At 67.2% G+C, this 23,777-nt stretch carries 24 protein-coding genes; 12 read left to right on the top strand and 12 right to left on the bottom strand.

Going from position 1 to position 23,777, the window contains the following annotated elements; translation table 11 throughout:
* Positions 1–92: 92 nt before the first annotated feature.
* The 3 genes from VGC47_13345 to VGC47_13335 are packed head-to-tail and all read right to left on the bottom strand — an operon-like array spanning position 93 to position 3,516.
* Positions 93–854 carry a succinate dehydrogenase/fumarate reductase iron-sulfur subunit gene (locus VGC47_13345; protein ID HEX9856292.1) on the bottom strand — a complete coding sequence of 254 codons (762 nt, stop codon included), beginning with the start codon at positions 852–854 and terminating at the stop codon, positions 93–95.
* A complete protein-coding gene (locus tag VGC47_13340; protein HEX9856291.1) occupies positions 854–2,770 on the bottom strand; it encodes a fumarate reductase/succinate dehydrogenase flavoprotein subunit in 1,917 nt (638 codons plus the stop codon). Before VGC47_13340 ends, VGC47_13345 begins: the two co-directional genes overlap by 1 nt.
* An 11-nt stretch (positions 2,771–2,781) precedes the next feature.
* Entirely contained in the window at positions 2,782–3,516 is a 735-nt protein-coding gene (locus VGC47_13335) for a succinate dehydrogenase cytochrome b subunit (GenBank protein ID HEX9856290.1), read from the bottom strand.
* Positions 3,517–4,186: 670 nt separating this feature from the next.
* On the opposite strand from VGC47_13335, the gene VGC47_13330 reads away from it, so the two are divergent.
* From VGC47_13330 to VGC47_13295, 8 genes are all read left to right on the top strand, one after another.
* Positions 4,187–4,468 (top strand): WhiB family transcriptional regulator, encoded by a 282-nt coding sequence (locus tag VGC47_13330; GenBank protein ID HEX9856289.1) that lies wholly within the window; start codon positions 4,187–4,189, stop codon positions 4,466–4,468.
* Positions 4,469–4,530: 62 nt separating this feature from the next.
* Entirely contained in the window at positions 4,531–6,042 is a 1,512-nt protein-coding gene (locus tag VGC47_13325; GenBank protein HEX9856288.1) for a DHA2 family efflux MFS transporter permease subunit, read from the top strand.
* 81 nt (positions 6,043–6,123) lie between these two features.
* On the top strand, positions 6,124–7,041 hold the full coding sequence (locus VGC47_13320) for a hypothetical protein (protein ID HEX9856287.1): 918 nt from the start codon (positions 6,124–6,126) through the stop codon (positions 7,039–7,041).
* Between the two features lie 86 nt (positions 7,042–7,127).
* The gene (gene tatA / locus VGC47_13315; GenBank protein HEX9856286.1) at positions 7,128–7,298 is read left to right on the top strand and encodes a twin-arginine translocase TatA/TatE family subunit; all 171 of its coding nucleotides are present in this window, start codon (positions 7,128–7,130) and stop codon (positions 7,296–7,298) included.
* Positions 7,299–7,355: 57 nt separating this feature from the next.
* The gene (locus VGC47_13310) at positions 7,356–7,865 is read left to right on the top strand and encodes a sigma-70 family RNA polymerase sigma factor (GenBank protein ID HEX9856285.1); all 510 of its coding nucleotides are present in this window, start codon (positions 7,356–7,358) and stop codon (positions 7,863–7,865) included.
* The gene (locus tag VGC47_13305) at positions 7,853–8,470 is read left to right on the top strand and encodes a zf-HC2 domain-containing protein (GenBank protein ID HEX9856284.1); all 618 of its coding nucleotides are present in this window, start codon (positions 7,853–7,855) and stop codon (positions 8,468–8,470) included. The genes VGC47_13310 and VGC47_13305 overlap by 13 nt, the downstream gene beginning before the upstream one ends.
* Positions 8,467–9,390, top strand: a complete 924-nt coding sequence (locus VGC47_13300) for a hypothetical protein (protein ID HEX9856283.1) — start codon at positions 8,467–8,469, stop codon at positions 9,388–9,390. The genes VGC47_13305 and VGC47_13300 overlap by 4 nt, the downstream gene beginning before the upstream one ends.
* A 58-nt stretch (positions 9,391–9,448) precedes the next feature.
* Positions 9,449–11,302, top strand: coding sequence for a tetratricopeptide repeat-containing sensor histidine kinase (locus tag VGC47_13295; protein HEX9856282.1), 1,854 nt, complete (start codon positions 9,449–9,451; stop codon positions 11,300–11,302).
* Here VGC47_13295 and VGC47_13290 read toward each other — a convergent pair.
* The 6 genes from VGC47_13290 to VGC47_13265 all read right to left on the bottom strand — a co-directional run bounded on the left by VGC47_13290 (position 11,296) and on the right by VGC47_13265 (position 17,268).
* Positions 11,296–12,495, bottom strand: coding sequence for an acyl-CoA dehydrogenase family protein (locus VGC47_13290; protein HEX9856281.1), 1,200 nt, complete (start codon positions 12,493–12,495; stop codon positions 11,296–11,298). The genes VGC47_13295 and VGC47_13290 overlap by 7 nt on opposite strands.
* A gap of 41 nt (positions 12,496–12,536) precedes the next feature.
* Entirely contained in the window at positions 12,537–13,244 is a 708-nt protein-coding gene (gene phoU / locus VGC47_13285) for a phosphate signaling complex protein PhoU (GenBank protein ID HEX9856280.1), read from the bottom strand.
* 14 nt (positions 13,245–13,258) lie between these two features.
* Complete coding sequence (gene pstB / locus VGC47_13280; protein HEX9856279.1) at positions 13,259–14,080, bottom strand: phosphate ABC transporter ATP-binding protein PstB; 822 nt, start codon at positions 14,078–14,080, stop codon at positions 13,259–13,261.
* A 122-nt stretch (positions 14,081–14,202) separates the two neighbouring features.
* Positions 14,203–15,150 (bottom strand): phosphate ABC transporter permease PstA, encoded by a 948-nt coding sequence (gene pstA / locus VGC47_13275; GenBank protein HEX9856278.1) that lies wholly within the window; start codon positions 15,148–15,150, stop codon positions 14,203–14,205.
* A gap of 1 nt (position 15,151) precedes the next feature.
* On the bottom strand, positions 15,152–16,084 hold the full coding sequence (gene pstC / locus VGC47_13270; protein HEX9856277.1) for a phosphate ABC transporter permease subunit PstC: 933 nt from the start codon (positions 16,082–16,084) through the stop codon (positions 15,152–15,154).
* A gap of 107 nt (positions 16,085–16,191) precedes the next feature.
* The gene (locus VGC47_13265; GenBank protein HEX9856276.1) at positions 16,192–17,268 is read right to left on the bottom strand and encodes a phosphate ABC transporter substrate-binding protein PstS family protein; all 1,077 of its coding nucleotides are present in this window, start codon (positions 17,266–17,268) and stop codon (positions 16,192–16,194) included.
* A 248-nt stretch (positions 17,269–17,516) separates the two neighbouring features.
* Here VGC47_13265 and VGC47_13260 point away from each other — a divergent pair, with 248 nt between their 5' ends.
* Together VGC47_13260 and VGC47_13255 are read left to right on the top strand one after the other, a co-directional pair.
* The gene (locus tag VGC47_13260; GenBank protein ID HEX9856275.1) at positions 17,517–18,677 is read left to right on the top strand and encodes an ATP-binding protein; all 1,161 of its coding nucleotides are present in this window, start codon (positions 17,517–17,519) and stop codon (positions 18,675–18,677) included.
* Positions 18,677–19,348 carry a response regulator transcription factor gene (locus VGC47_13255; protein HEX9856274.1) on the top strand — a complete coding sequence of 224 codons (672 nt, stop codon included), beginning with the start codon at positions 18,677–18,679 and terminating at the stop codon, positions 19,346–19,348. Before VGC47_13260 ends, VGC47_13255 begins: the two co-directional genes overlap by 1 nt.
* A 54-nt stretch (positions 19,349–19,402) precedes the next feature.
* On the opposite strand, the gene VGC47_13250 is transcribed toward VGC47_13255, so the two are convergent.
* From VGC47_13250 to VGC47_13240, 3 genes are read right to left on the bottom strand one after another with little or no spacing between them, the layout of a single operon-like run.
* Positions 19,403–19,861, bottom strand: a complete 459-nt coding sequence (locus VGC47_13250) for a redoxin domain-containing protein (protein ID HEX9856273.1) — start codon at positions 19,859–19,861, stop codon at positions 19,403–19,405.
* Positions 19,862–19,889: 28 nt separating this feature from the next.
* Entirely contained in the window at positions 19,890–20,990 is a 1,101-nt protein-coding gene (locus VGC47_13245) for a zinc-dependent metalloprotease (protein HEX9856272.1), read from the bottom strand.
* A 6-nt stretch (positions 20,991–20,996) separates the two neighbouring features.
* The gene (locus VGC47_13240) at positions 20,997–22,415 is read right to left on the bottom strand and encodes a trypsin-like peptidase domain-containing protein (GenBank protein HEX9856271.1); all 1,419 of its coding nucleotides are present in this window, start codon (positions 22,413–22,415) and stop codon (positions 20,997–20,999) included.
* 11 nt (positions 22,416–22,426) lie between these two features.
* On the opposite strand from VGC47_13240, the gene VGC47_13235 reads away from it, so the two are divergent.
* A complete protein-coding gene (locus tag VGC47_13235; protein HEX9856270.1) occupies positions 22,427–22,891 on the top strand; it encodes a molybdenum cofactor biosynthesis protein MoaE in 465 nt (154 codons plus the stop codon).
* Between the two features lie 238 nt (positions 22,892–23,129).
* On the top strand, positions 23,130–23,756 hold the full coding sequence (locus VGC47_13230) for a DUF4328 domain-containing protein (GenBank protein HEX9856269.1): 627 nt from the start codon (positions 23,130–23,132) through the stop codon (positions 23,754–23,756).
* Positions 23,757–23,777: the final 21 nt, after the last annotated feature.

Here is a 23,777-nt window from a genome sequence, read left to right as displayed (position 1 = left end):
TCGGTCGGAGTGTACGAGAGTGGCTCGGATCATCGGTCGTCGCATCCATCGGCGCCCACTCGGTGCGTGCCGCCCCACGAGCACGGGCTGTGTCAGGTGCGCCCGGCCAGGCGGCGATCGTCGAGCTTGGCGCGCAGGTAGTCGCGGTTCATGATGGCGATGTTGTCGATGCTGATGCCCTTCGGGCATGCCGTCTCGCACTCCCCGTGATTCGTGCAAGACCCGAAGTACGTCTCCATCGTCTCAACCATCCCGATCGTCCTCCGGTCGCGCTCCGGCTGACCGTGCGGCAGGAGGTTGAGGTGGGCGAGCTTGGCCGCGGTGAAGAGCTGGGCTGCACTGTTCGGGCACGCCGCGACGCATGCTCCGCAGCCGATGCACGCCGCCGCGTCCATGGCGGCCTCGGCCGCCTCCTTCGGCACGGGGATCAGGTTGGCGTCGGGCGCCGAGCCGGTGGTGACCGTGATGTAGCCGCCCGCTTCGATGATCCGGTCGAACGCGGACCTGTCGACGACGAGGTCACGGATGACCGGGAAAGCCGCCGCTCGCCAAGGCTCGATCGTGACGACGTCGCCGTCGCGGAACTTGCGCATGTGGAGCTGGCACGTCGCCGTCCCGAGCTGCGAACCGTGTGCCTGTCCATTGATCATCAGACCGCATGAGCCACAGATACCCTCGCGGCAGTCGTGGTCGAAGGCGATCGGCTCCTCGCCGGACTCGATGAGCCGCTCGTTGACGATGTCGAGCATCTCGAGGAACGACGCTTCGGGGCTGATGCCGTTCGCCGGGTACTCCCGGAACGCTCCCGGCGTGCCAGGTGCCGGCTGGCGCCACACCCGCAGAGTCAGATCCATCACTTGTAGCTCCTCTGCGCCAGTTTCACGTATTCGAAGTTGAGCTCCTCCCGATGCTTCACGGCGGGCGAACCCGTGCCGGTCCACTCCCAAGCGGACACATGGCTGAAACGGTCGTCGTCCCGCATCGCCTCGCCTTCGGGTGTCTGGTGCTCGACCCGGAAATGCCCTCCGCAGCTCTCCTCGCGGTCGAGCGCGTCCCGACACATGAGCTCGGCGAGCTCGAAGAAATCTGCGACTCGCCCCGCCTTCTCGAGTGACTGGTTGAGGGTATCGCCCGTACCGAGCACCCGGACGTCCCTGTCGAACTCGGCCCGGAGGGCGGGGATCTCGCTGAGTGCCTTCTCGAGCCCCTCCCTGCTCCTGGCCATCCCGCAATGCTCGATCATGATCTTGCCGAGCTCGCGATGGAACCAGTCGACGGAGCGGGTGCCCTTCGTGGCGAGGAATCGGTCGATTCCGCTCGTGATGGCCGCCTCCGCCTCGCCGAAGGCCTCGTGGTCGGTCGGCAGCGGCGCCACGTTGAGGAAATCGGCGAGATAGTCGCCGATCGTGTACGGCAACACGAAATAGCCATCGGCGAGACCCTGCATGAGGGCGCTCGCTCCGAGCCGGTTGGCTCCGTGGTCGGAGAAGTTGGCCTCGCCGATCGAATAGAGGCCGGGAATCGTCGTCATGAGGTTGTAGTCGACCCACAGCCCGCCCATCGTGTAGTGAGGGGCGGGGTAGATGCGCATCGGCACCCGGTAGGGGTCCTCGTCGGTGATGCGGTTGTAGATCTCGAACAGGTTGCCGTACCGCTCCTCGATCGTGGCGCGTCCCAACCGGGCGATGGCGTCCGCGAAATCGAGGTAGACGCCGTTGGCGAGCGGTCCGACGCCGCGGTTCTCGTCGATCATTCGCATGGCGGCCCGCGACGCGACATCGCGTGGAACGAGGTTGCCGAACGCCGGGTAGACCCTCTCGAGGTAGTAGTCCCGATCCCCCTCCGGGATGTCGCCGGCGCTCCTGGCGTCTCCCCGGTCCATCGGCACCCAGATGCGCCCGTCGTTGCGGAGGGACTCGGACATCAGCGTCAACTTCGACTGGAACTCGTCGCTGGCGGGGATGCACGTGGGGTGGATCTGCGTGTAGCAAGGATTGGCGAACAAGGCCCCTCGACGATGGGCTCTCCATGCCGCCGTGACGTTGGACGCCATGGCGTTCGTCGACAAGAAGTACACGTTGGCGTATCCACCGGTCGCCAGGACCACTGCATGCGCCGAGTGGGAGCGGACCTCGCCCGTCACGAGGTCCCTCGTCACGATCCCGGCCGCTCGTCCATCGTGGACGACGACGTCCAGCATCTCGGTGCGGTGGTGCAGCTCCACCGTTCCGAGCTTGACCTGCCTGGCGAGGGCTTGATAGGCGCCGAGCAGAAGTTGCTGACCCGTCTGGCCCCGCGCGTAGAACGTGCGGCTCACCTGGGCGCCACCGAACGAGCGGTTGTCGAGGAGGCCGCCGTACTCGCGTGCGAAAGGCACGCCCTGGGCCGTCGCCTGGTCGATGATCTCATTGGCCACCTGGGCGAGGCGATATACGTTGGCCTCCCTGGATCGGAAGTCGCCGCCCTTCACGGTGTCGTAGAAGAGCCGGAAGATGCTGTCCCCGTCGTTGCGGTAGTTCTTCGCAGCGTTGATGCCGCCCTGGGCGGCGATCGAGTGAGCCCGCCGCGCCGAGTCGTGGAAGGTGAACGCCTTCACGTTGTAACCGAGCTCGGCGAGGGTTGCGGCAGCGGAGGCGCCTGCCAGCCCTGTTCCGACGACGATGATGTCGTACTTGCGCTTGTTGGCCGGGTTCACGAGCCGGATGGCGAATCGGTGGTTGTCCCACTTCTCTGCGATGGGCCCCGACGGGACTTTGGCATCGATCGTCACAGGGCTCCTGTTCACGTCATGACACCGATCTGGACGGCGACCGGGATGGCGACGAACCCGGCGATGATGAGGATCGTGAGCGCAGTCGCCAACGTGCGCCTGAAGCGGTTGAAGCGCTCGTTGTTGATCCCGAGGCTCTGGAACATGCTCCACGCGCCGTGCCACACGTGGAGGGCCAGCGCCGCCTGCGCGACGACGTAGATGAGCGCCACCCACCAGCGCTCCAGGGACGCCACGAGGTTCCCGTACACGTCTCCTCGCTCGAATCCCGGGTTCACCGCCGAGACACCCCACGTGAGATCGGCGAGGTGCCACGCCAGGAAGAGCAGCACGATGACACCGCTCCACCGCATCGTCCTCGAGGCGTAGTTGGCGGCGAGGTAGTCGCGCTCTCCCGTGTAGCGCTCGGATCCTCGAGCCCTTTGGTTCGTCCTGGTGAGTGCCCAGGCAGCGTGCACGTGGACGACGAGCGCCAGGATCAGCGGGATCCGGAGGAAGACCCAGAGGATGAGCGTCCTCGGAAAGAGCGGCTCTCCTATGTCGCGCAGGCCCTCCCCGTATGCGTTGAGTTGCTCCATGCCCTCGAAGGCGTGGAGGTTCCCGACCATGTGGGCCACCAGGAACATGAGGCCGAGGACGCCGGACACGGCCATGGCGTACTTCTTGCCGACGTCCGTGCGGTACAGCTCCACGATCCACGGGGCGCGTCGACGTGTCGACGCCGGCCGCGACTCGGTTGCCGTCACTGCACCTCCAGTCGGTGAAGCCCCATTATGCACAAACAAGGCGCGTCCTCGCGACGCCATCCCCCGGTCTCCGGGGGATCGGTGAGCGTCCCATACGCAATCCCCCGGTTCCCGGGGGATCGGTGAGTGTCCCGTCAGGGACCGAGCCGAGGGGGCTCCGCCGCAGCTACCCCCTCGACTCGGCCTGCGGCGCTCGTCGGTCCCCCGCAAAGCGGGAGACAGCGTGGGAGGGTGCTCATCCGTAGGGCAGGTCGCCCCTGCGCGCGAGAAGCACCCGCCGCGGCTGCCCCCTCGACTCGGCCCATACGCAATCCCCCGGTTTCCGGGGGATCGGTGAGCGTCCTCATACGCAATCCCCCGGTTCCCGGGGGATCGGTGAGTGTCCCGTCAGGGACCGAGCCGAGGGGGCCTCGCCGCAGCTACCCCCTCGACTCGGCCTGCGGCGCTCGTCGGTCCCCCGCAAAGCGGGAGACAGCGGAAGAAGAGCGGGAGACAGCGGAGGAAGAGCGGGAACAGCGTGAGAAGGGCGGGAGGCTGCGTGAGAGGGGGCGCGGGGGGCATCTAGGTCGATCGGCTCAAATCCTTGGGGCACAACAGGTTCGGGGTTGACAGGGCGTGCCCGGGTTGGTTGAATCACATTTGTGTAATTACAAGCGTGTAGGAGTGCACCGTGTTCAGCCAATTGCTCGAAGTGCTGTCGAGCGCGGACCTGGCGTGGCAAGACCTCGCGAATTGCCGTGGCGCAGATCCCGATCTCTTCTTCCCGGAACGTGGGGCCTCCACACGAACTGCGAAGTCCATCTGCCGGGAGTGCTCGGTTCGAGCCGAATGCCTCGAGTTCGCCATCGTGAGCAGTGAGAAGTTCGGCATCTGGGGCGGGCTCTCGGAGCGGGAGCGCCGCAAGATCCGGCGCGAGAGGGCGATCGCGGCCGCGGCGCGCCGCGTCGGCTGACGGTCGGCGACTCGCTCGGTTTCGCGATCTGACTGGTTCGGTGAGCGAATAGCCTGCACCGCGTGAATCCACCACTGACGCCCCCGGCAGGCGCACCGGCAGGCGCACCGATAGGCGCACCGGTAGGCGCACCGATAGGCGTCGACTACGCCAGGAAGTGGCACGTGATGGCGGCGATCGGGGCGGGAGTCCTCCTCGCCACCATCGACGGCTCCATCGTGAACATCGCGCTTCCGACGATTCGCCAGGAGCTCGGCGCTTCCCTGCCCGTCGTCCAATGGGTGGCCGTCGGGTACCTGCTCACGCTGGCGACGCTCACGCTCGGCGTCGGGCGCTGGGGCGACATCGTCGGCAAGAAGAAGATCTACACGGCCGGGTTCGTGCTCTTCACTGTGGCTTCGGTGCTGTGCGGGCTGGCGCCATCGATCGAGCTGCTCATCGCCTTCCGCGTCGTCCAGGCGGTCGGCGCCGCCATGACCCTCGCACTCGGCGCGGCCATCCTCACCGAGGCTTTCCCGCCCGAGGAGCGGGGGAAGGCGCTCGGCCTCATCGGCACATTCGTCTCGGCGGGCGTGATCACAGGCCCCGTCGTCGGCGGTCTCCTCATCGCGACGTTCGACTGGCGAGCGATCTTCTTCGTGAACCTGCCGGTCGGCGTGATCGGGACACTGCTCGCCGTTCGCCACGTCCCGGCGACTCCTCCGAGCGGGGGCCAGCGGTTTGACGTGCTCGGGGCGCTCTCGCTGAGCGCAGTGCTCCTCTGCATCTCGCTTGGGGTGACGGCGGGCCAGACAGCCGGTTACGGGTCGCCTGCGATCCTCGGGCTCTTCGCAGCGGCGATCCTCGCCGGGGTGGCCTTCGTCGTCGTCGAGCGGAGGGCAAAGTCGCCCATGGTGCAACTCGGCCTCCTCCGGAACCCGGTGCTCACCGTCAGCATCGTCTCCGGGTATCTGGTCTTCGTGAGCATCGCGGCGATGTTCTTCCTGCTGCCGTTCTACCTCGAGGGGGTGCTCGGATACGACACCCGCAAGACCGGACTCGCCCTCGCCATCGCCCCACTCGTCCTCGGCGCAGTCTCGCCGGCGGCGGGAGCTCTCTCCGACCGGCTCGGGGTGCGGAGGATCACGCTGACCGGACTCGTCGTGCTCGGATTCTCGACACTGGGGTTCGTCACCTTCGGGACCGACACGACTTTCCTCCACTTCGCCGCCGTCGCGGTACCGCTCGGCCTCGGCGTCGGAGTGTTCCAGTCCCCGAACAACAGTGCGATCATGGGATCGGTGCCGCGCGAGTACGGCGGTGTCGGTGGCGGCCTCCTGACGATGACGCGGCTGCTGGGTCAGATCACCGGCGTTGCGGTCATGGGCTCGCTGTGGGCTTCGAGGGTGGCGGCGAGGGCAGGCGGAGCCCTTGGAGGAGACGCCGCGTCAGCACCCCCGGACGTCCAGGTCGCCGGGCTCCACGACACCGTTCTCGTGATGGTCGCCGTGGTGGCGTGCGCCGTCGTCGTCGGGTGGTGGGGGATGCGCAGGGAGCGGGTTGATCGAGCCGACTTGGGCTCGGTCAAGCTCTAGCCTCCTTCGTCGGACCTAGGGCGGACACGCGGCGGGGCCAGCCCATAGAATCGGCGACAGCAGTAGCGAAGGAGAAGGTTCTTGCCGTACGTCCTGGCCGCCATCGTGCTCGTCGTCCTCGGCTTCGCCGTGTGGTGGTTCCTCAAGGATCGGTCGCCTGGAGCCGGTGAGCCGGCCACCAAGTCAGAGCGCAGCGACTTCACGCGGCTCCTCAAGCAAGAGACCGACTTTCACGTCCACGGATCGACGGCACGGGTCACCTTCGACGTGCCCGCCTCGGCAGGCGACGACGACATGATGCGCGACCTCATGCTCAAGCAGGGATACGAGGCGCTGCGCCGCAAGCGCACCCAGGGACTCCCGATCGAGAACATCGAGTCGCTCGAGGTGTACGGCATGCGGGACGGGTCGGCTCGGCTCGTGGCGACCATGCCGATCGACGAGGCGCCGCCTCCTCTTCCCGAGGAGCATCGCGACGAGCACGACGCCCCTGCCATCGTCCACCATGACCCGCTGGCGGCCCTAACTGCGATCGAGCCGTCTGCCCCGCCGGCGATCTCCACGGGGCCGGGGCGCGACGACCTGCCCCCGCTCGGCGTCGACCTGCGGCTCCCATCGTCGATCGACTCGGCGATCCGAGCGAAGGGCGTCGATCCGGCGACGGCGCCTGCCTCCGTCCTCTGCGGTGCTCTCCTCGAGCACGCCGGGTACCTCCTCAGCCCGCAAGCGAAGGCGGGGACGTTCCTCGCAACCGGTCGGGGCGGGACGAGCTACGTCTCGTTCGTCGACCATGCTCCCGGGTCGTACCCGGAGCTGGCGGAGTCGGCGATCGACCAGTTCATGTACGGCTTCATCAGCGCCCGCGCCGATCGCGGCTTCCTGTTCTCGGACAAGTTCGGCCCGTACGCCGTCTACGCCAAGGAGAAGCGAGAGCCGCGCATCCGTTTCATCACGAGGGAACGGATGCAGGCGTTTGTCGACTCCATAGCCATGGGGTAGCCGGCTCGCCATATCTGGTTGGTGTGCCCGGCTCGTGCCTAGGAGGTGGGGCGGGGTACACTGGCGGCCGACGCAAGGAGCACCACGTGCGGAATTTCAACGGCTGGGAGATCGTCATCGTCCTGGTGATCATCCTCCTCCTCTTCGGTGCGAAGAAGCTTCCCGACCTGGCGCGCTCGCTCGGTTCGTCTGCCAAGGAGTTCCGCAAGGGCATCTCCGAAGGCGCCGCCGAGGACGAGACCTCAGACCAGACCTGATCCGGGAACCGGGTCCCGCCCGATTTCGTTGTGACCCCTGGAGAGCAGGGGAGAGCTGTGCCTGAAGAGTTCGTCCCGAGTTGGGAAGATGTCGCGCGGCGCTATGGGCGGAAGATCTACAACTTCGCATACCGGCTCACCGGAAACCCGGACGATGCGTCCGATCTCGTGCAAGAGGTCCTCCTCCGTGTTCGCAAGGGTCTCTCCGACTACACCCCCGGCTCCTTCGAGGGCTGGCTGTGGCGCATCACACGCAACGCATTCCTCGACGACGTGCGGAGGAAGAAGCGCAGGCCGACGGCCCAGCTCCCGGACGACGATCACACCTCGATCGGCTCCACTCCTTCGCCAGACGAGGTGCTCGCATCCGTCAGGCTCTCGGAAGACGTGCAGTCCGCGCTCCTCAAGATCCCGTTCGAGTTTCGCGAGTGCGTCGTTCTGTGCGACGTGGTCGGGCTCACCTACGAGGAGATCTCCGTCGCGGTCGACGCGCCCGTCGGCACCGTCCGGAGCAGGATCCACCGGGGTCGCAAGCAACTCAGGGGGCTGTTGACATGGCCGATCTGAGAGACGCCTGCCAGGTCGAGGAGCTCCTCTCCGCCTACCTCGACGGTGAGTTGCGGCCGGGGGAGCTGCAAGCCGTCGTCGAGCACGTCGAGACGTGCCTCGACTGCATCGCCGAGTTCCGCAACCTCAAGGAGGCGAGGACCGCGGTGCGTCTCCTGCCGACGCTGCAGGTCCCCGACAACCTGATCCCGTTCGCCCACTACGGCGAGGATCTGTCTGCGTACCTCGACGGGGAGCTCAACACCCAGGAGCAGCGCATCATCGGCAGCCACGTCGTGACATGCGAAGACTGCAGGCGCGAGTTGCAGGACCTCGACCTCGCCAGGACCGCCGTGAGGGCGCTCCCCGGAGTCGAGCTTCCGGAGCTCAACTGGAACCACGAGGATCACCTGGCGGCACGGCGCCGCACGAGGACCCGCCGCGTCGTCGCCGGCGGGGTGAGCGCAGCTGCCGTCGCAGCCCTCGTCCTCGGCCTCGCAGCGGGCCGCGACGAGTCGACGCCCATCGATCTCGACACGATCGCCGACCGTCACATCGCAAGGGCATCGCTCGAAGCCGGCTTCTCCGTCATCCCGACCGGGTTCTCGTCCCGGGTGGAGCCATGACCCGGACGGTGAGGGGAGCGTTCGTCGTCGCCGTCGCCGGGCTGGCGTCCATCGCCTCGATCCCCGTCGCGCTGGCGTTCGACCTCGAGGACTATCTGGAGGCGGCGGCCGAAGCGGACTACGCAGGATCCCAGGTCGTGATCGCTCGATGGGACGGCGAGTCCCTGGTCGCCGTCATCGAGGTCGAGCACGCCGGAAGCCTGACCATGCTGCAGGGCGGGAGGGTCGTCGACGCAGGCAAGGTCTTCGCCGACGGGAGCGCAGGCTCGATCGTCGTTTCGGCATGGAAGCGGTACGCCAGCGATCGCTACTCGGCCTCGGACCCGGTGGCAGCTCGGCGCCTCGGCCGCGACGCCGAATCGGTCGCCATCCTCGAGGACGACGGTGCGGTACGAGCCAAGATCGTGTTCGACGAGGAGACCGGAGCGGCTCTCACCACGGAGATCTACGACGGTGACGGCAGGCTCTTCCGGCTGTCGACGATGATGCAGTTCGACTCGACACCATGGAAGGCGTATGCGATCGACAAGTCGGACGAGGGGATCTCGGACGTGCTGCTGTCGATCGATACCACCAAGCTCCCCGACGACGCTGCCGGCTACCGGCTCGCAGACATGTACTCAGGCCCCGACGACGTGGTCCAAGCCTTCTACACGGATGGGCTCTTCTCCTTCTCGCTCTTCGAGCTCGAACGGCAGGCGGAGCAATTCGAGGATGCGGTCGGCTTCGAGATCGACGGACGTGACTACAAGAGGCTGGCGACGGCGACCGACGTGTGGGTGTCGTGGCAGGCAGGAGGGTCGACCTACCTCCTCGTCGGCGACCTTCCTCCCGATCACCTCGAAGAGGTCCTCGTCGAGCTCCCCCAGCCGAGTGCCTTGAACATATTCAGGCGCTTCTGGCGGGGCATATTCGGCTGATGCTCGGCTGAGGGACAGTGCTTCATCCCAGGGCCTGAACAGCCGAAATCACCGTGAGATGGACACGCTGGCGACGGCGCGGGCAGCAGTCGACGCCGCCTCGGACGAGGCGGGGCGCCAGCGTGCCTTGACCGCCCTGGCGGCGAGCCTCTTCGAGTACGACTCGCTGGAAGCCGTGGCGGTCGCCGAAGAAGCGATCGAGCTGGCGCGTCGCCTCGGCGACTCCGACGGCATGGCGTGGGCCAGGCACAACCGCGCTTGGGCGCTCGGGTCGCTCGGCCGGCTCTCCGAGTCGCTCGTCGAGCAGCTCGCCGTCCTGGAGCACTTCGAGGCGACCGGTGATCCCGTCGGGACCGCCAACGCGCTGATGGCCATCGGGGACATCTACTCGGACGCCGGAGACACTGCTACGGCGCTCGACTACCTGGAGCGGGCGGTCGCCCCCATGGAGCACGCCGGCGACAGGCTCGGCCGCGGCGTGCTCATGAACCTGACCGCGCTCGCCATGAGCCACGCCGGCCGCCATGGCGGAGCAGCCAAGCTGTTCTCCGAGGCGCAAGGCGTCTTCTCCGACCTGCATGATCCGCTGCGCGTCGCCATGGCGATGATCAACCGAGGTTTCGAGCTTCTCGTCGTCGCCGAGGAAGAACAGCCGAACGCCTCCAACCTCATCGTGGAGACCGAGACCGTCGCCCGCGAGGTGATCGCGTGCGGCTCGGGACTCGGCGACGCGGGCCGCAACACGGTCGCCTACGGTCGTTCCCTCCTCGCCCAGGTCCACGCCCGAGCCGGCAACGTCGAGGCGGCTCTCGCCGAGGCGGCTGAGGCACAGTTGGTGGCTGCACGGGGGGGATTCGACACGCTCGTCGCCGAGATCGCTCTCGACCGCGCCGAGTGGCTGACGGCCGGCGGGCGGCCGCGCGAAGCGCTCGAGATCACCGCGTGGGTCGCCGACCAGAGCGCCGCCTCCGGCAACAACCGCAACCTCGCACGGGCAGCTTCGCTGCGCGCCGATGCCCTCGAGGCTCTCGGCGACCACGAAGGTGCACTCGTGGCGCATCGTGAGTATCACCGGCTCGACGGCGCAGTTCGCAGCGAGGCGAACGAGCTGCGCGCCATGCTCACGGCAGAACGACTCCAGGTCGAGCAGACGCGGCGCGAGGCGGAGGTTGCCCAGCTGCGTGTCGTCGAGCTCGAGAAGCTCGATCACTCGAAGCGCGACTTCCTCGCCAGCGTCAGCCACGAGCTGCGGACGCCGCTGGCAGCAGTGCTCGGGTTCGCAACCGAGCTCGCAGACGCCTGGGATGCCTTCGAGCCCGCCGAAGCTCGATCGCTCGTCGAGCTGATCGCCAGGCAGGCCGCCGACCTCGCGAGCATCGTCGAGGACCTGCTGACGATGACCCGCCTCGAAGCGGGCACCATGACCGTCCATTGCCTACCGGTCGATGTGGGCGAGGTCGTCGCCCACACCGCCAAGGCGCTCGGCCGCGAATGGGACCGCGATGTCCGGCTGCGGGGAACCGCCACGGCCGCCGCCGACCCGCTGCGACTCCGGCAGATCGTGCGCAACCTCCTGACGAACGCCTTCCGGTACGGGGGATCGGACGTGTGGGTGGACGTGCGCGGCGGCGCCGACGACGTGGTGATCGACGTGTGCGATTCGGGAGGCCCGATCCCGCTCCCCAGGGTGGTGACGATGTTCGACCCGTTCGACCACGAGGAGGGGGACGGGAGGAGGCCCCACTCGGTCGGGATGGGCCTCGCCGTTGCTCGCAGCCTGGCGGCGCTCATGGGAGGCAACCTGGCGTACCTCCACGTCGGGGAGGCGTCGATCTTTCGGCTCACGCTGCTCGCCGCATCCACCCTGCAGATGCCTCGCGATTCGAGCCCTAGGGCGGTGGCCGCTCAGTAGCGGCCGAGCTCCCGACGTGCGACGACCATGCTGTGGACCTCGTCCGGGCCGTCTGCGATGCGCAGCGTCCGCACGTGGGCCCACATCCGGGCAAGGGGGGTGTCGTCGCTGACGCCGGCCCCGCCGTGCACCTGGATCGCCTTGTCGATGACCCAGAGTGCCATGTTGGGTACCACGACCTTGATGGCCGAGATCTCGGTGCCGGCTGCTCTGTTGCCGACCGTGTCGATCAGCCATGCGGTCTTGAGGACGAGGAGGCGGGCCTGCTCGATGCGCCAGCGCGCCTCTGCGATCCAGTCCTGGACGACGCCCTTGTCGGCGATGGCGCTGCCGAATGCGGTGCGGTCCTTCGCCCTCGCCACCATCAGATCGAACGCTCTCTCTGCCATCCCGATCGCTCGCATGCAGTGGTGGATGCGGCCCGGGCCGAGGCGCGCCTGAGCGATCATGTAGCCGTCGCCGTCCGAGGCGATGAGGTTCTCCGCCGGGACGTGCACGTCGTCGTAGCGGATCTCGGCGTGGCCTCCTCGGTCGTGGTAGCCGAAGACGGGGAGATTGCGAACAATCTCGACTCCGGGCGTGTCGGTCGGGACGAGGATCATCGAGTAGCGACTCTTGGGGTCGGCGTCCGGATTGGTCACTCCCATCACGATGGCCACCCTGCAGGTCGAGCCCATCGCGCCGGTTGACCACCATTTCGTCCCGTTGACGACGTACCCGTCGCCCCTCCGCTCGATGCGAGTCTCGAGATTCCTGGGGTCGGAGCTGGCGACGGCAGGCTCGGTCATCGAGAAGCAGGAGCGAATCTCGCCGTCGAGGAGCGGAACGAGCCAACGCTCCTGCTGGTCGGCCGTCCCGAACACCGCCAGAACCTCCATGTTCCCGGTGTCGGGAGCGGAGCAGTTCGTCGCCTCGGGGGCGACCTCGATGCTGCGCCCCATGATCTCAGCCAACGGGGCGTACTCGGAGTTGGCGAGGCCGGCGCCCCATCGTTCCTCCGGCATGAAGAGGTTCCACAACCCGCGGCGCCTGGCTTCCAGCTTGAGCGCCTCCATGACCGGCGGCGGGTCGTAGGGGCTGGCGCCGCCGTTGAGCTCGTGGAACGACTCCTCGGCCGGGTAGACGTGCTCATCCATGTAGTCGCGCAGGTCGGTGCGGAGCTGCTCGCATCGCTCGCTGTACGAGAAGTCGATGACACCCTCCAAGACGGCGGATGCGCGAGGTTAGAAGCCGGTCAGTCCTCCTCGCGGATCGACACGTGCGTGTCGTCTGCGAAGGAAGCGGTGACGATGAACGTGACGTGCTCGCCTATGTTCACAGCATGGTCGGCGATGCGCTCGAGGAAGCGGCCGACTCGCGAGAGAGCGATGGCTGAGTTGAGCCCGATCCTCTCGCTCTCCTGCCCGATCTCGGTGTAGAAGCGGCTCACGAGCTTGTCGACCTCGTCGTCCGCTTCATCGAGTCGAGTGCCGGCGTCCGGACTCATCTCGGCGAGCGACTCGACTCCCATCGTGAAGACCTTCGTTGCGCCGCGCACCATCTCGTCGAGCGTCGCCAGCAGCTTGGGGGAGTCCGGGAACCCGTCCTCTCTGTCGAGCATCTTCACGCAGTTGACGGCCAGGTCACCCGAGCGCTCCAGCTCGTAGAGCATCCTGGTGGCCGCCACGAGGAAGCGAAGGTCGCCGGCCACCGGTTGCTGACGGGCCAGGGTCTCGAACACGAGCGACTCATACTGCGAGTAGAGGCGGTTGATCTCCTGGTCCGCCTCCATGACGACCGGGATCAGCTCGAGGCGCCGCTCGCGCATCGCCGTCCCGGCGCGTTCGACGTTCTCGACGACGAGCGATCCCATCCGAACGAGGCCTTGCCGGATCTGCTCCATCACCTCGTCGAATCGGTGCCGGATGTCCTCGTGCGTCCGGACTGTCGGGTTCTCTGTCATCTGCCCCTCGCTTCTCAGCCAAACCTACCGGTGATGTAGTCCTCAGTCGCCTTCTCGATCGGATTCGTGAAGATCCTCCCGGTCTCGCCGAACTCGACGAGGTGGCCGGTCCGCTGGCCCTTCTCGTTCACCTGCACGTTGAAGAAGGCCGTCCGGTCGCTCACGCGCGCCGCCTGCTGCATGTTGTGCGTGACGATGATGATCGTGTAGTCGGCCTTGAGCTCCTGCATGAGCTCTTCGATGCGGAGCGTGGCGATCGGGTCGAGCGCCGAGCACGGCTCGTCCATGAGCACGACGTCCGGATTGGTGGCGATCGCCCTGGCGATGCACAGTCGCTGCTGCTGGCCGCCGGAGAGCGCGTACGCAGACTCCTTGAGCTTGTCCTTCACCTCGTCCCAGAGCGCCGCCCGGAGGAGCGACTGCTCGACGAGGTCATCCATGTTGCCCTTGTAGCCGGCGATCCTGGGTCCGAAAGAGATGTTGTCGTAGATCGACTTCGGGAACGGATTGGGCTTCTGGAACACCATGCCGACGTGGCGACGGACCTCGATGGGGTCGACGGCCGTGTCGTACAGGTTCACTCCGTGATAGAGGACCTCCCCCTCGACGCGGGCGATGTCGATGAGGTCATTCATCCGGTTGAAGCATCGAAGGACCGTCGACTTGCCGCACCCGGAGGGCCCGATGAGGGCGGTGATCTCGTTTTGCCTGATCTGGAGGGCGACGCCCTTGACGGCGTGGAAGTCCCCGTAGAACACGTTCAGGTCTCGAACGTCGATGACCACCGGATGCTCGTTCAAGTCGTCTATGCGAGCCTTGTCGTCGGGGACCTCCATGCGCCGTGACGCTAACGGACGGTCATGGGTCTGCTCGCCGAACCCGCTCCTCGAGCCGCCATCCTGGGCGGCTCGGGTCGTCTCGGTCGTCGGCATCTCGCGTACCCCCTCTCGTTCTTGGCTCATAGGTCCTTCTCGTACCGGTTTCGCAGGTAGATGCCTGTGGCGTTGATCAGAAGCAGCACGACGAGCATGACGATGATCAGGGCGGCCGTGAGGGCCCGGAACTCGTCTTGGGGAAAGCGGACCCAAGAGAAGACGAGAACCGGGAGAGCGCTGAACCGCCCTTGGAGCTGCTCGACGATGCTGGCGTCGCCTGCCTGGAAGAACGTCGTGATCCCCCCGACCATGAGGAGCGGCGCCGCTTCACCGAAGGCACGCCCTATCGAGAGGATGGTCCCCGTGAGGATCCCGGGTGCTGCCACGGGGAACACATGCTGACGGATCATCTGCCATTGCGTCGCGCCGACGCCGTATGCAGCCTCGCGTATCCCGCCGGGTACGGCGCGCAGCGCCTCCGCAGTGGTGATGATGACGATGGGGAGAACCAGCAGCCCCAGCGTGAAGCCGCCCGAGATGACGCTTCTGCCGTGGACCTGGGGACCCGTGATCGACTCCAACGCCTTGACGAAGAGGGCGAGGCCGAGGATGCCGTACACGATCGACGGGACGCCCGCCAGGTTGCGGATGTTGGCGTTGATGATCCTGGTGAAGCGGGTGTCGCGGGCATACTCCTCCAGGTAGATGGCGGCCGAGATCCCCAGCGGGAATGCGATGGCGATCGTGAACATCATGAGCACGATCGAGCCGTACAGCGCCTGGGCGATGCCGGCCACCGCCGGATCCGCCGACAGCTGGCTCGTCAGGAAGCTTCCGAGGCTCCGGGTCTCCCAGACCGTCAAGCTGTCGAGAACCACATCCACCATGAGGATCACCAATATCGCCACGCTCGTCAGGAGCGTCGCCACCAGGCCGACATGGAACGTGCGGCCGCGCACGTCCCGCTTCTTGCGCTGCAAGACCCTGCGCACCGCGTCCGGCGCGTACGCCCGGGGTGTGGTGATCGCCATGTCAGTACCTCTGCCGGACTCGCCGGACGAATCGTTCCGAGATCACGTTCAGTGTCAGTGTCATCGTGAAGAGCAACAAACCCACGAAGAACAGGCTCTGGAAGGCGAAGTCGGCGCCGCGGACCCGGTCGGAGCCGATCGCCAGCGAGGCCATCGCCGCCGTCATGGTCTGGCCGGGCTGGAGCGCGTTCACCGAAAACAGCGATCCGCCCTGGGCCCCTGCTGCGATTGCGACGACCATGGTCTCCCCGATGGCGCGCGAGAACGCCACGATCAACGAGGCGACGACGCCCGATACCGCGGCCGGGAAGACGACCCGCAGCGACGTCCGCATCCGGGAGGCGCCCAGACCGTACGACGCCTCGCGTAGCGAGTTGGGCACGGCGCGCAGCGAGTCCTCGGTGATCGATGCCACCAACGGGATGGTGAGGATGCCGACGCCGACTCCGGCTGCCAGCATGTTGAACCCGGCGACCTCGCTGCCGAAGATCCTCCTGAGCAGCTCGGGGGTGATGAACGTCAATGCGAAGTAGCCGAGGACGACGCTCGGGATGCCCGCCAGGATCTCCAACGCCGGCTTGAGGACCTTGCGGAGCCTGCGATCGGCGTACTCAGAGAGGTAGATCGCCGCCCCCAACCCCAACGGAGCGGCCACGAGCATGGCGATGCCCGCCACCAGGAGCGTCCCGACGACGATCGTCCCGATGTCGTACGCTCCCCGCCTCGGGAACCAGCCGATGTCGGTGAGCGACGCCAACTCGACGTTGCTGATGAATGTCCAGGCCTCACCGGCGAGCGAGAGCACGATGGCTGCGCTTATCAGGATCGACGTGGCCGCCGCGCTGAGGAAGAACCAGCGGATCACACGCTCTCGACGCTGGCGGGGGCGCGACCCGGCAAGCAGTCCGATTGTCTCGGTTGGCTCTGTCGTCATCACAGTCCTCGGTCGGCGCTTCGCAGTTCGCTTCCCAGATCGACGTCAATCATGCCGATGGACGGGGCGCCACGCCAACCGTGGGCCCCGTCCATCCGTGCGCCCGGTCAGTCGACCTTGCCCACGTTCCCGGCTTCCCAGTTGGCGAGCCACTCGGCGTTCTCGTCGGGCGTCAGGTCGACATAGCCCGCCTCGCCCACATTGGCCAGGCCGGCTTCGCTGAGGTAGAAGTCGACGAACGCCGACAGCGCAGGCTTCTCCTCGGCCGCCGCCTTGTTCACGTAGATGAACAGCGGTCGCGAGATCGGGTATTCGCCGCTGGCGATCGTCTCCGGCGTCGGGGCGACGCAGCCATCGCCGCCGTCGACCTCGAGGGCGGCGACGACGTCCTGGTTCTCGATGAAGAAGGCGTAGCCGACCCACCCCAGCGACGTGTCGTTGCTCGAGATGCCCTCGATGATCACGTTGTCGTTGGGAGATGCGACGTAGTCGGGACGAGGGTTCTCATCCGTGCCGCGCGCCTCGGCGGTGTCCGCCAGCACGATCTCGATGAACGAGTCGAACGTCCCGGACTCCTCACCTGGAGCGGTGATCACGAGGGGGACGTCGGCGTATGGAGCGTGCGATGCGCCCAGTCCATCCGCCTGGATCTCCGCCGCCAGGTCGTTGGCCGCCGCCCACGTGTTGAAGGCCGTGCTCTCCGACCCGAGGAGGGCATAGAGGTCGCCGAAGTCGAGGCAGGTCACGTCGGTGTTCTGCGTGGAGGTCAGGACGGACAACCCGTCGATCGCCACCTTGATCTCGATCGGCTCGACGCCGTTGGCCAGGCAGGTCTCGACCTCTTCCTCACGAATCGCACGCGAGGCGTCCGAGATGTCGGTTTCCCCGTTGCAGAAGAGCACGAACCCGTCCGATGTGCCGGGGCCGTCGACGCTGATCCTCACCTCGGGATTGGCGCCGCCGAAGTCCTCCGCAACCCGTCCCGTTATCGGCTCTACCGTCGACGATCCGGAGATGACGATCTGGCCGGTGAGCCCGCCCGACCCCGTCGTATCCGGCGGCGCCTGGGTCGTGTCGCCGCTACCTGCCGTTGTCGTCGTCTCGTCGGAGTCGCCACCACACGCGGCGACGACGAGCGCCAAGGCGAGCAGCGCCGCGGTGACGAGCCTGTTTCTTGATGTCATTGCCTCTCCTGTTGTCCGAGCGAGAGCATCGCCGCTCCCGCCCCTCACTTGTCTGCGACGGACCGATCCGTGACCCATCCCGAATCACGCACTCGGCGCCTCATCGAGGTGTCGCGATCAGCCCGGCAACACCGTATGGGGCGCACGTGACCTGAGGCGCTCACCTGCTTGAACTCAGGGTGAATTCTCGGGTGTCCTTGTCTGACAACGATCCTCGCCGTTGCGACCCACACCTATAGTCGCGAGACGTGGACACGATCATTCCGGTAGGCGGCGCCATCACGCTTCTCGCAGCAGCTGCCGCCGTCGCCGTCTCGGCGCTCATCCGCTCCGGGCGTGCGGTCGCGGCTGCCGAGGCCCGCCGCCAGGGCGTAGAGCGCCAGATCGTCAGCGCCGAGATCGCCAGGGACGAGGCCAGCGTGGCCTGGCAGCGGGCGCCGTTCGGGGTGCTTGCCCTGACGGCCGGCGGCCGGGTTGCCTTCTCGAACGATGCCGCCCAGCAGCTGCTCGGCGCCCGCCACGGAGCGGCCATCACCGAGCTCCGGATCGAGCGGGTCCTCGAGACGATGGGGGAGAGGGGCGAGACCGTCCGCGACGTCGTCGAGATCCAGGTACCGAAGCACCGCCACATCGGGATCACAGCCGTCCCGGTGCACGGGGTCGGCGGTATCTCGGCGCTCGTCTACCTGGAGGATTTGACGGGGAGGGTCCGAGTCGACGCCATGCGCCGCGACTTCCTGGCCAACGTCAGCCACGAGCTGAAGACGCCGCTCGGAGCGCTGAGCGTCCTCGCCGAAACCCTCGAGGACGAGGCCGATCCGAACGCCAGGCGGCGGCTGACGACCCGCCTCCGCTCCGAATCCGACCGCATGGCTCGATTGCTCGAGGACATCATGGACCTCTCGCTCGTCGAGTCCGGCGACTTCGAGCGTGAGCCGCTGGTCGTCCAGGAGGTCGTGAAGCTGGCAGTCCACCAGGTGGAGCCCATCGCTCACGAGCGAGGTGTGGGCATCGAGCTGGCCGTGCCGGACGCCGAGGTCAAGATCGACGGCGACGCCAGGCAACTCGAAGCGGCCGTCACCAACCTCGTCGACAACGCCATCCGGTACTCGAGCGTCGAGCATCGTGACGCGCCGGGGAAGGTGGTCGTCTCGGTCGAGCACGACACCGCCTTCGTACGCATCTCGGTGCGCGACAACGGCATCGGCATCCCATCCGAGCACCACGATCGCATCTTCGAGCGGTTCTATCGCGTCGACCGCGGGAGGAGCCGCGTGACCGGCGGCACGGGGCTCGGCCTGGCGATAGTGCGCCACGTCAGCCTCAACCACGGCGGCACCGTCGACATCTCCTCCGAGCCCGGTGCCGGCGCCACGTTCACCATCACGCTTCCCCTGAGGGTCGCGTGATGCTGCGCGTGCTCATCATCGAAGACGAGCCGGCTTACGTCGAAGCCCTCGAGGTGGCGCTGGGCCGTGAGGGCTTCGAGCTTCGGGCGGAGGGCGACGGCAGGGAAGGGCTGCTCGCCTTCCGCGAGGAGCGGCCCGACGTAGTGCTCCTCGATCTCATGCTTCCAGGCATGGCAGGCCTCGACGTGCTCAGGAGGATGCGGACCGAGTCGGAGGTTCCCGTGATCGTGCTGTCCGCCAAGGACAGCGAGGCCGATGTCATCACTGCACTCGAGCTGGGAGCCGACGACTACCTCACGAAGCCGTACTCGGTGCGCGAGCTGGTCGCCCGTATCCATGCAGCCATGCGGCGCTCGACCGCAGCGCCGGACGAGCCGGACGTGATCGCCGCCGGCCGCGCCGTCCTCGACGAGGGGCGGTACGAGCTGCGACTCGACTCGACGGCTTTCGAGCTGCCGCGCAAGGAGTTCGAGCTGATGCGGTTGCTGATGAGGCGGCCCGGCCGGATCGTCACCCGCGAGGAGCTGCTCGACGAGGTGTGGGGTGTGACCTGGGGCGACTCGAAGACGCTCGACCAGCACATCAGGCGCCTGCGGCGCAAGTTGGAGCAGGTTCCGAGCAGCCCGACGATCGAGACGGTCCGAGGGGTCGGCTACCGCCTCGAGACCTGACGAGGCCCGATCCGCCCGGCGCACGCCGCGGCACGGGCGAGCCGAGCGTCCGGCTCAGATCGCCTCGAGGGCTTCCACAACGGCTTGGAACTCGCGGCCTGCACTCAGCTCGTCCGACTTGACGACGTCACGGACGATCCCGTCTTCGTCGAGCACGAAGGTGTACCGCTTGGCGTAGCCGTACGTGTCGTCGAATGCGCCGTATGCCTGGGCGACGCCGCCGTGGGGCCAGAAGTCGCTGAGCACGGGGAACTCGTATCGCTGCTCCTCGGCCCAGCGCCTGATCGCACCGACGGTGTCGACCGTGATCGCCACGACCTTGGCATCGATGTCGTTCAACAAGGCGGTGTTGTCCCGGATCTCACACAGCTCGCTCGTGCAGACGCGCGTGAATGGGTACGGGATGAACACGACCAGTGACTTGGCGCCGAGCAGGCTGTCGCGGCTCACCTTCTGGCCATGCTGATCTCTCAGCTCGAACTGAGGGGCCGGGCTGCCCACGGCGACCGTCATGGGTACACCCGACCGCGGTGGCCCGGTCTCACGTGTCGAGCCCCAGGTCACCGAGCGGGAGCAGCACCCTGGCCGCCCATCCGACCGGGTCCGCCAGCTCTTCGATCGTCGGGAGGTGTTCCGGCGCCTCCCAGACGCGGGCAAGCGCATCCGTTCCCCAACGCTCGGCGACTTCGGTGCAGAGCTGCGCCGCGTCTGCCGCCCCCGATCGCGAGAGCGTCACCCCGGCGATCTCGAGCGAGCGGGTCGCCTCATCGCCGGAGCGACGGGCCGCGGCTGCCGCGGCGATGCGGTCGTGGTCGGGGAGGAGTCCACGCGAGGCTCCCGCAACGGCGAAGTCCCCATAGCCCTCGATGAAGGCGACCAGCGCCTCGACCGGGGCCGATCGGCTCCTGTCGACCTCGATGCCCATCAGCGAGGAGAGGTCGGTCGACTCGCCGAGCATCTCCTCGAGTTGCTCCGGAGAGCTGATCGAGCCGATCTGACCCGCCAACCGCTCCGGATCCACCTCGATCGACGAGAGGAGGTCGCCCACCACGGAGACGATGTGGCCGCGCAGCCATGGCACGTCCATGATCGTGTGGAAGGCGATCTCGTGGAGGACCGCCCACATCCTCACCTGTTGCGGGTCGAGCCCGCCGTAGGCGGCGAATCCTTCGATGTTGGGCACCACGGCGTAGCGCCGATCGTGCTCGAGCGGAGGCATTCCCGCGTCGAACTGGCCCATGACGGTGTGGCCGAGGGTTCCCACCATCGTGCCCGCCTGCATTCCGAGGAGCGCAGGAGCGAGCGACGAGAAGATCTCCGTCATCGGCGTCGAACCAGGTTGGCTTCCGAAGCGATCGGCGAGCGGCTCGATCATGTACCCGAAGCTCTGCTGGTTCTCCTCGACCCAGGTGGCCTGGTCGACCGGCTCGATGGAGCGCGACGATGGCGTTCCGAGCCCGGGCATCTCGGTGAGCCTCAGCTCGGCTGCGAGGGCGAGTCCGAGGTACTCCTCCGCAAGGCGGGGATCGACGGGCTGTCTCGCTCCCGCCATGGAGCGGGACACCTCCCGGGCGAGCTTCCAATTCACCGGACCCGGCGACTGGAAGAGCTCGAAGAGCCGATCGAAGAGGTTGTCGCTCATGGCAGCTCACACATCCGTCGGCCTCTCTCCGAGCACGATGGCGACGATCACGGAGGCGTCGTCGCGCCTGACCTCGAGCTCGACGGTCTCGCCGACGCGGTATTGGCGGATGCCGATGATGAGATCGTCTCTGGTCTCCACGGCGGTCCCGTCGTACCGGACGACGACGTCGCCGGGTTCCAGGCCGGCAATCTCGGCCGCCAGACCGGCCCCGGCGAAGTCGGTGATCAGGGCGCCGTCCGGCATGATCGACCCGTCGTCGAGCATCGTGAACGAGTCGTCGAGAGAGACACCCAGGAAAGCGTGGCGCACCTCGCCGAGCTCGATGATCTCGCTTGTGATGCGTTCCACGAGCTCGACCGGGATGGCGAAGCCGATGCCCTCCGCTCCCGCCTCGCTGACACCGATCGCCGAGGTGATGCCGATCAGTCGCCCCTCGCGGTCGACGAGCGCCCCGCCGCTCGAGCCCTGGGTGATGGGGGCGTCGGTTTGGAGCATCCCGACGAGGACGTCCTCGACGCCGACCTGGACCTCGCGGTCGAAAGCGGACACGACCCCGACCGTGAGCGACGCCCCGCCCCGCAGCCCGAGCGGGTTGCCGACGGCGATGGCTCGGTCTCCGATGGCGAGACCCTCGGTCGCCCCGAGCGCGATCGGGATGAGGTCGGTCGCCGAGATCCGGAGCACCGCCAGGTCGGTGAGCCTGTCGCTGCCGACGACGGTGGCCTCATAGATGCGGCCGTTCTGGAAGACGACCCTGGTGTCGTCGGAGTCCTCGATGACATGGTGGTTCGTCGCGATGAGCCCGTCGGCGGTGAGCACGACGCCGGACCCGGATCCGAATGCGCTGAATCCGCCGTCGCTCGACGCGCTTCCGATCTCGACCGTCACGATCGAGGGCACGACCTTGGCGGCGACGGCCTTGGCAACGCCGGAGTCGTCGCCTTCCGTGATGATCTCCCTGATCTGGACGACGGTGTCGGGCGTCGCCACCACCGTCGTCTCGGGCGTCGTCGTGGCGACCGTCGCGTCGTCGGCGAACTCGCCCATGACGGCCACGACGCCCAGTGTCAGCAGGGAGCCGACGATGCCGGCGACGATCGCCAGGAACCCGAAGCCGGGCTTGCGACGAGCCTCGGGCGGTGGGATCTGCCGAGCCGTCACCTGGGCTACCGGATAGCCGTACCGCGGCAGGCGGTCAGGCTCACCGATGACGGGCGGGAGATCGATCGGGCCGTAGAAGGCCGGGGGCTGCCACGGCTCGGCCCTGCGACGTGAAAGGTCAGGTTCGTTCCCCAACTCACGACCGGCGACCTCGGCCTCCGGGCCACCGTCCACCGGCTCGTCGTGTGCCTCGTCGGCAGGCGGAACGGCCAGAGGCTCGTCCGGCGAGTCCTCATCCCTGCCCTGGTTAGTGTTGTCCACGAGGAGATTGTATGGCGACGGGGACCGTACAGAGGCGGGGACCCGATTGGGTCGAGGTGACCTCGGACCCGATCGAACCCGCAGCCGTTCAGGCACATGTCTCAGCGCCGGGCTGCGGAGCGATCGTCGTGTTTCTGGGCACGGTGCGCGATCACTCCGAAGGCAAGTCCGGCGTGACCCACCTCGAGTACGAGGCCTACCACGGTGTCGTCGAACCGAAGCTCTCGGAGATCGTTGCCGAGGCGAGGGTCAAGTGGGACGTGGGCCGGGTCGCGGCCGTCCACCGGGTCGGGAACCTCGACGTCGGAGAGGTGAGCGTTGCGGTCGGAGTCGGCTCCGCTCATCGCTCCGAGGCGTTCGAGGCAGCCCGGTACCTCATTGACGAGCTGAAGAGGCGGGCTCCGATCTGGAAGAAGGAGCACTGGCCGGGTGGCGCCGAGTGGGTCAGGGAGGACCAGTCGCACCGAGGCAGATAGCGTCGGGGTCGTTTGCGCGCCTCACCCGGCGGCGGCGCGACTTCAGGGATCTCCGTGGACGGCCGATACAACCGGCGTTGTGGGCACCGATGCGTCATGTCGCGACTGCGGTTCGTCCGTCGGGACGGCGGAGGCGAGATGTCGTAGCTGCGACCCCGGGCAAGGTCGGCTCCCCGACGATCCGCCCCGAGCGGCTCAGCCGAGCCTCGTCGGCTACAAGGACGCCGGTAATGTGGGATTGGCGGTCACGCTCCTGCTCGCCGTGACGGCGCTCTTCGCCGTGTGGACCCTGACCGTCGAGATCAGCTACTACCGCTCGATCGTCGACCTCATCCGGGACACGTTCACGGGGACGGCCCGTGACATCGACCGGCTCGAGCAATCCGCCATCGTGGCGAACCTGCTCTTTCTGATCGCCTCCATCGTCACGGGGATCGTGTGGCTCGTCTGGCTGCACCGGCGCTACCAGAACTTGCGATCGCTCGGTCGTCCGCCGAAGTACTCCCCGGCTTCGGCCGTGTGGTCATGGTTCGTGCCCATCTTCAATCTGATCCGGCCCTATCAGGTGACATCTGACCTCTGGGTGAGGAGTGAGCCCGATGAAGTGCTCCCGCGGGGCGGTTCACCGAATGTGGTGAGGCTGTGGTGGGGCGCTCTGCTGTCCTCGGAGTTCCTCACGCGGGCGATCCATGCCGGCGACCCGGAGACGCTCGAGGACTTCCGCGGCGTCGCATTCGGAGACATCGTGGTTGACGTCCTATGGATCGCAGCAGCCGTGCTGGCGATCGTGACGGTGCGCGACATCGAGCGCCGCCAAGTCGCTCTGGCGGTCCGCCTCGAACGCATGCCGGTCGAACAAGGGTGATCACTCGGAGTTTGGCCGGGA

Source organism: Acidimicrobiia bacterium (assembly GCA_036396535.1).
GTDB lineage: Bacteria > Actinomycetota > Acidimicrobiia > Spongiisociales > UBA5794 > DASWKR01.
The sequence above is the reverse complement of the archived record's forward strand: the minus strand, read 5'-3'. Positions and strand labels throughout refer to the sequence as shown.

What these genes read in the sequence shown, in the direction of transcription:
- VGC47_13295 (HEX9856282.1), top strand. Translation starts at nt 9,449, where the DNA reads ATGGACACGCTGGCGACGGCGCGGGCAGCAGTCGACGCCGCCTCGGAC.
- VGC47_13245 (HEX9856272.1), bottom strand. Translation starts at nt 20,990, where the DNA reads ATGAGCGACAACCTCTTCGATCGGCTCTTCGAGCTCTTCCAGTCGCCG.
- VGC47_13265 (HEX9856276.1), bottom strand. Translation starts at nt 17,268, where the DNA reads ATGACATCAAGAAACAGGCTCGTCACCGCGGCGCTGCTCGCCTTGGCG.
- VGC47_13255 (HEX9856274.1), top strand. Translation starts at nt 18,677, where the DNA reads ATGCTGCGCGTGCTCATCATCGAAGACGAGCCGGCTTACGTCGAAGCC.
- phoU (HEX9856280.1), bottom strand. Translation starts at nt 13,244, where the DNA reads ATGACAGAGAACCCGACAGTCCGGACGCACGAGGACATCCGGCACCGA.
- VGC47_13235 (HEX9856270.1), top strand. Translation starts at nt 22,427, where the DNA reads ATGGCGACGGGGACCGTACAGAGGCGGGGACCCGATTGGGTCGAGGTG.
- VGC47_13250 (HEX9856273.1), bottom strand. Translation starts at nt 19,861, where the DNA reads ATGACGGTCGCCGTGGGCAGCCCGGCCCCTCAGTTCGAGCTGAGAGAT.
- pstC (HEX9856277.1), bottom strand. Translation starts at nt 16,084, where the DNA reads ATGACGACAGAGCCAACCGAGACAATCGGACTGCTTGCCGGGTCGCGC.
- VGC47_13305 (HEX9856284.1), top strand. Translation starts at nt 7,853, where the DNA reads ATGGCCGATCTGAGAGACGCCTGCCAGGTCGAGGAGCTCCTCTCCGCC.
- pstA (HEX9856278.1), bottom strand. Translation starts at nt 15,150, where the DNA reads ATGGCGATCACCACACCCCGGGCGTACGCGCCGGACGCGGTGCGCAGG.
- pstB (HEX9856279.1), bottom strand. Translation starts at nt 14,080, where the DNA reads ATGGAGGTCCCCGACGACAAGGCTCGCATAGACGACTTGAACGAGCAT.
- VGC47_13300 (HEX9856283.1), top strand. Translation starts at nt 8,467, where the DNA reads ATGACCCGGACGGTGAGGGGAGCGTTCGTCGTCGCCGTCGCCGGGCTG.
- VGC47_13345 (HEX9856292.1), bottom strand. Translation starts at nt 854, where the DNA reads ATGGATCTGACTCTGCGGGTGTGGCGCCAGCCGGCACCTGGCACGCCG.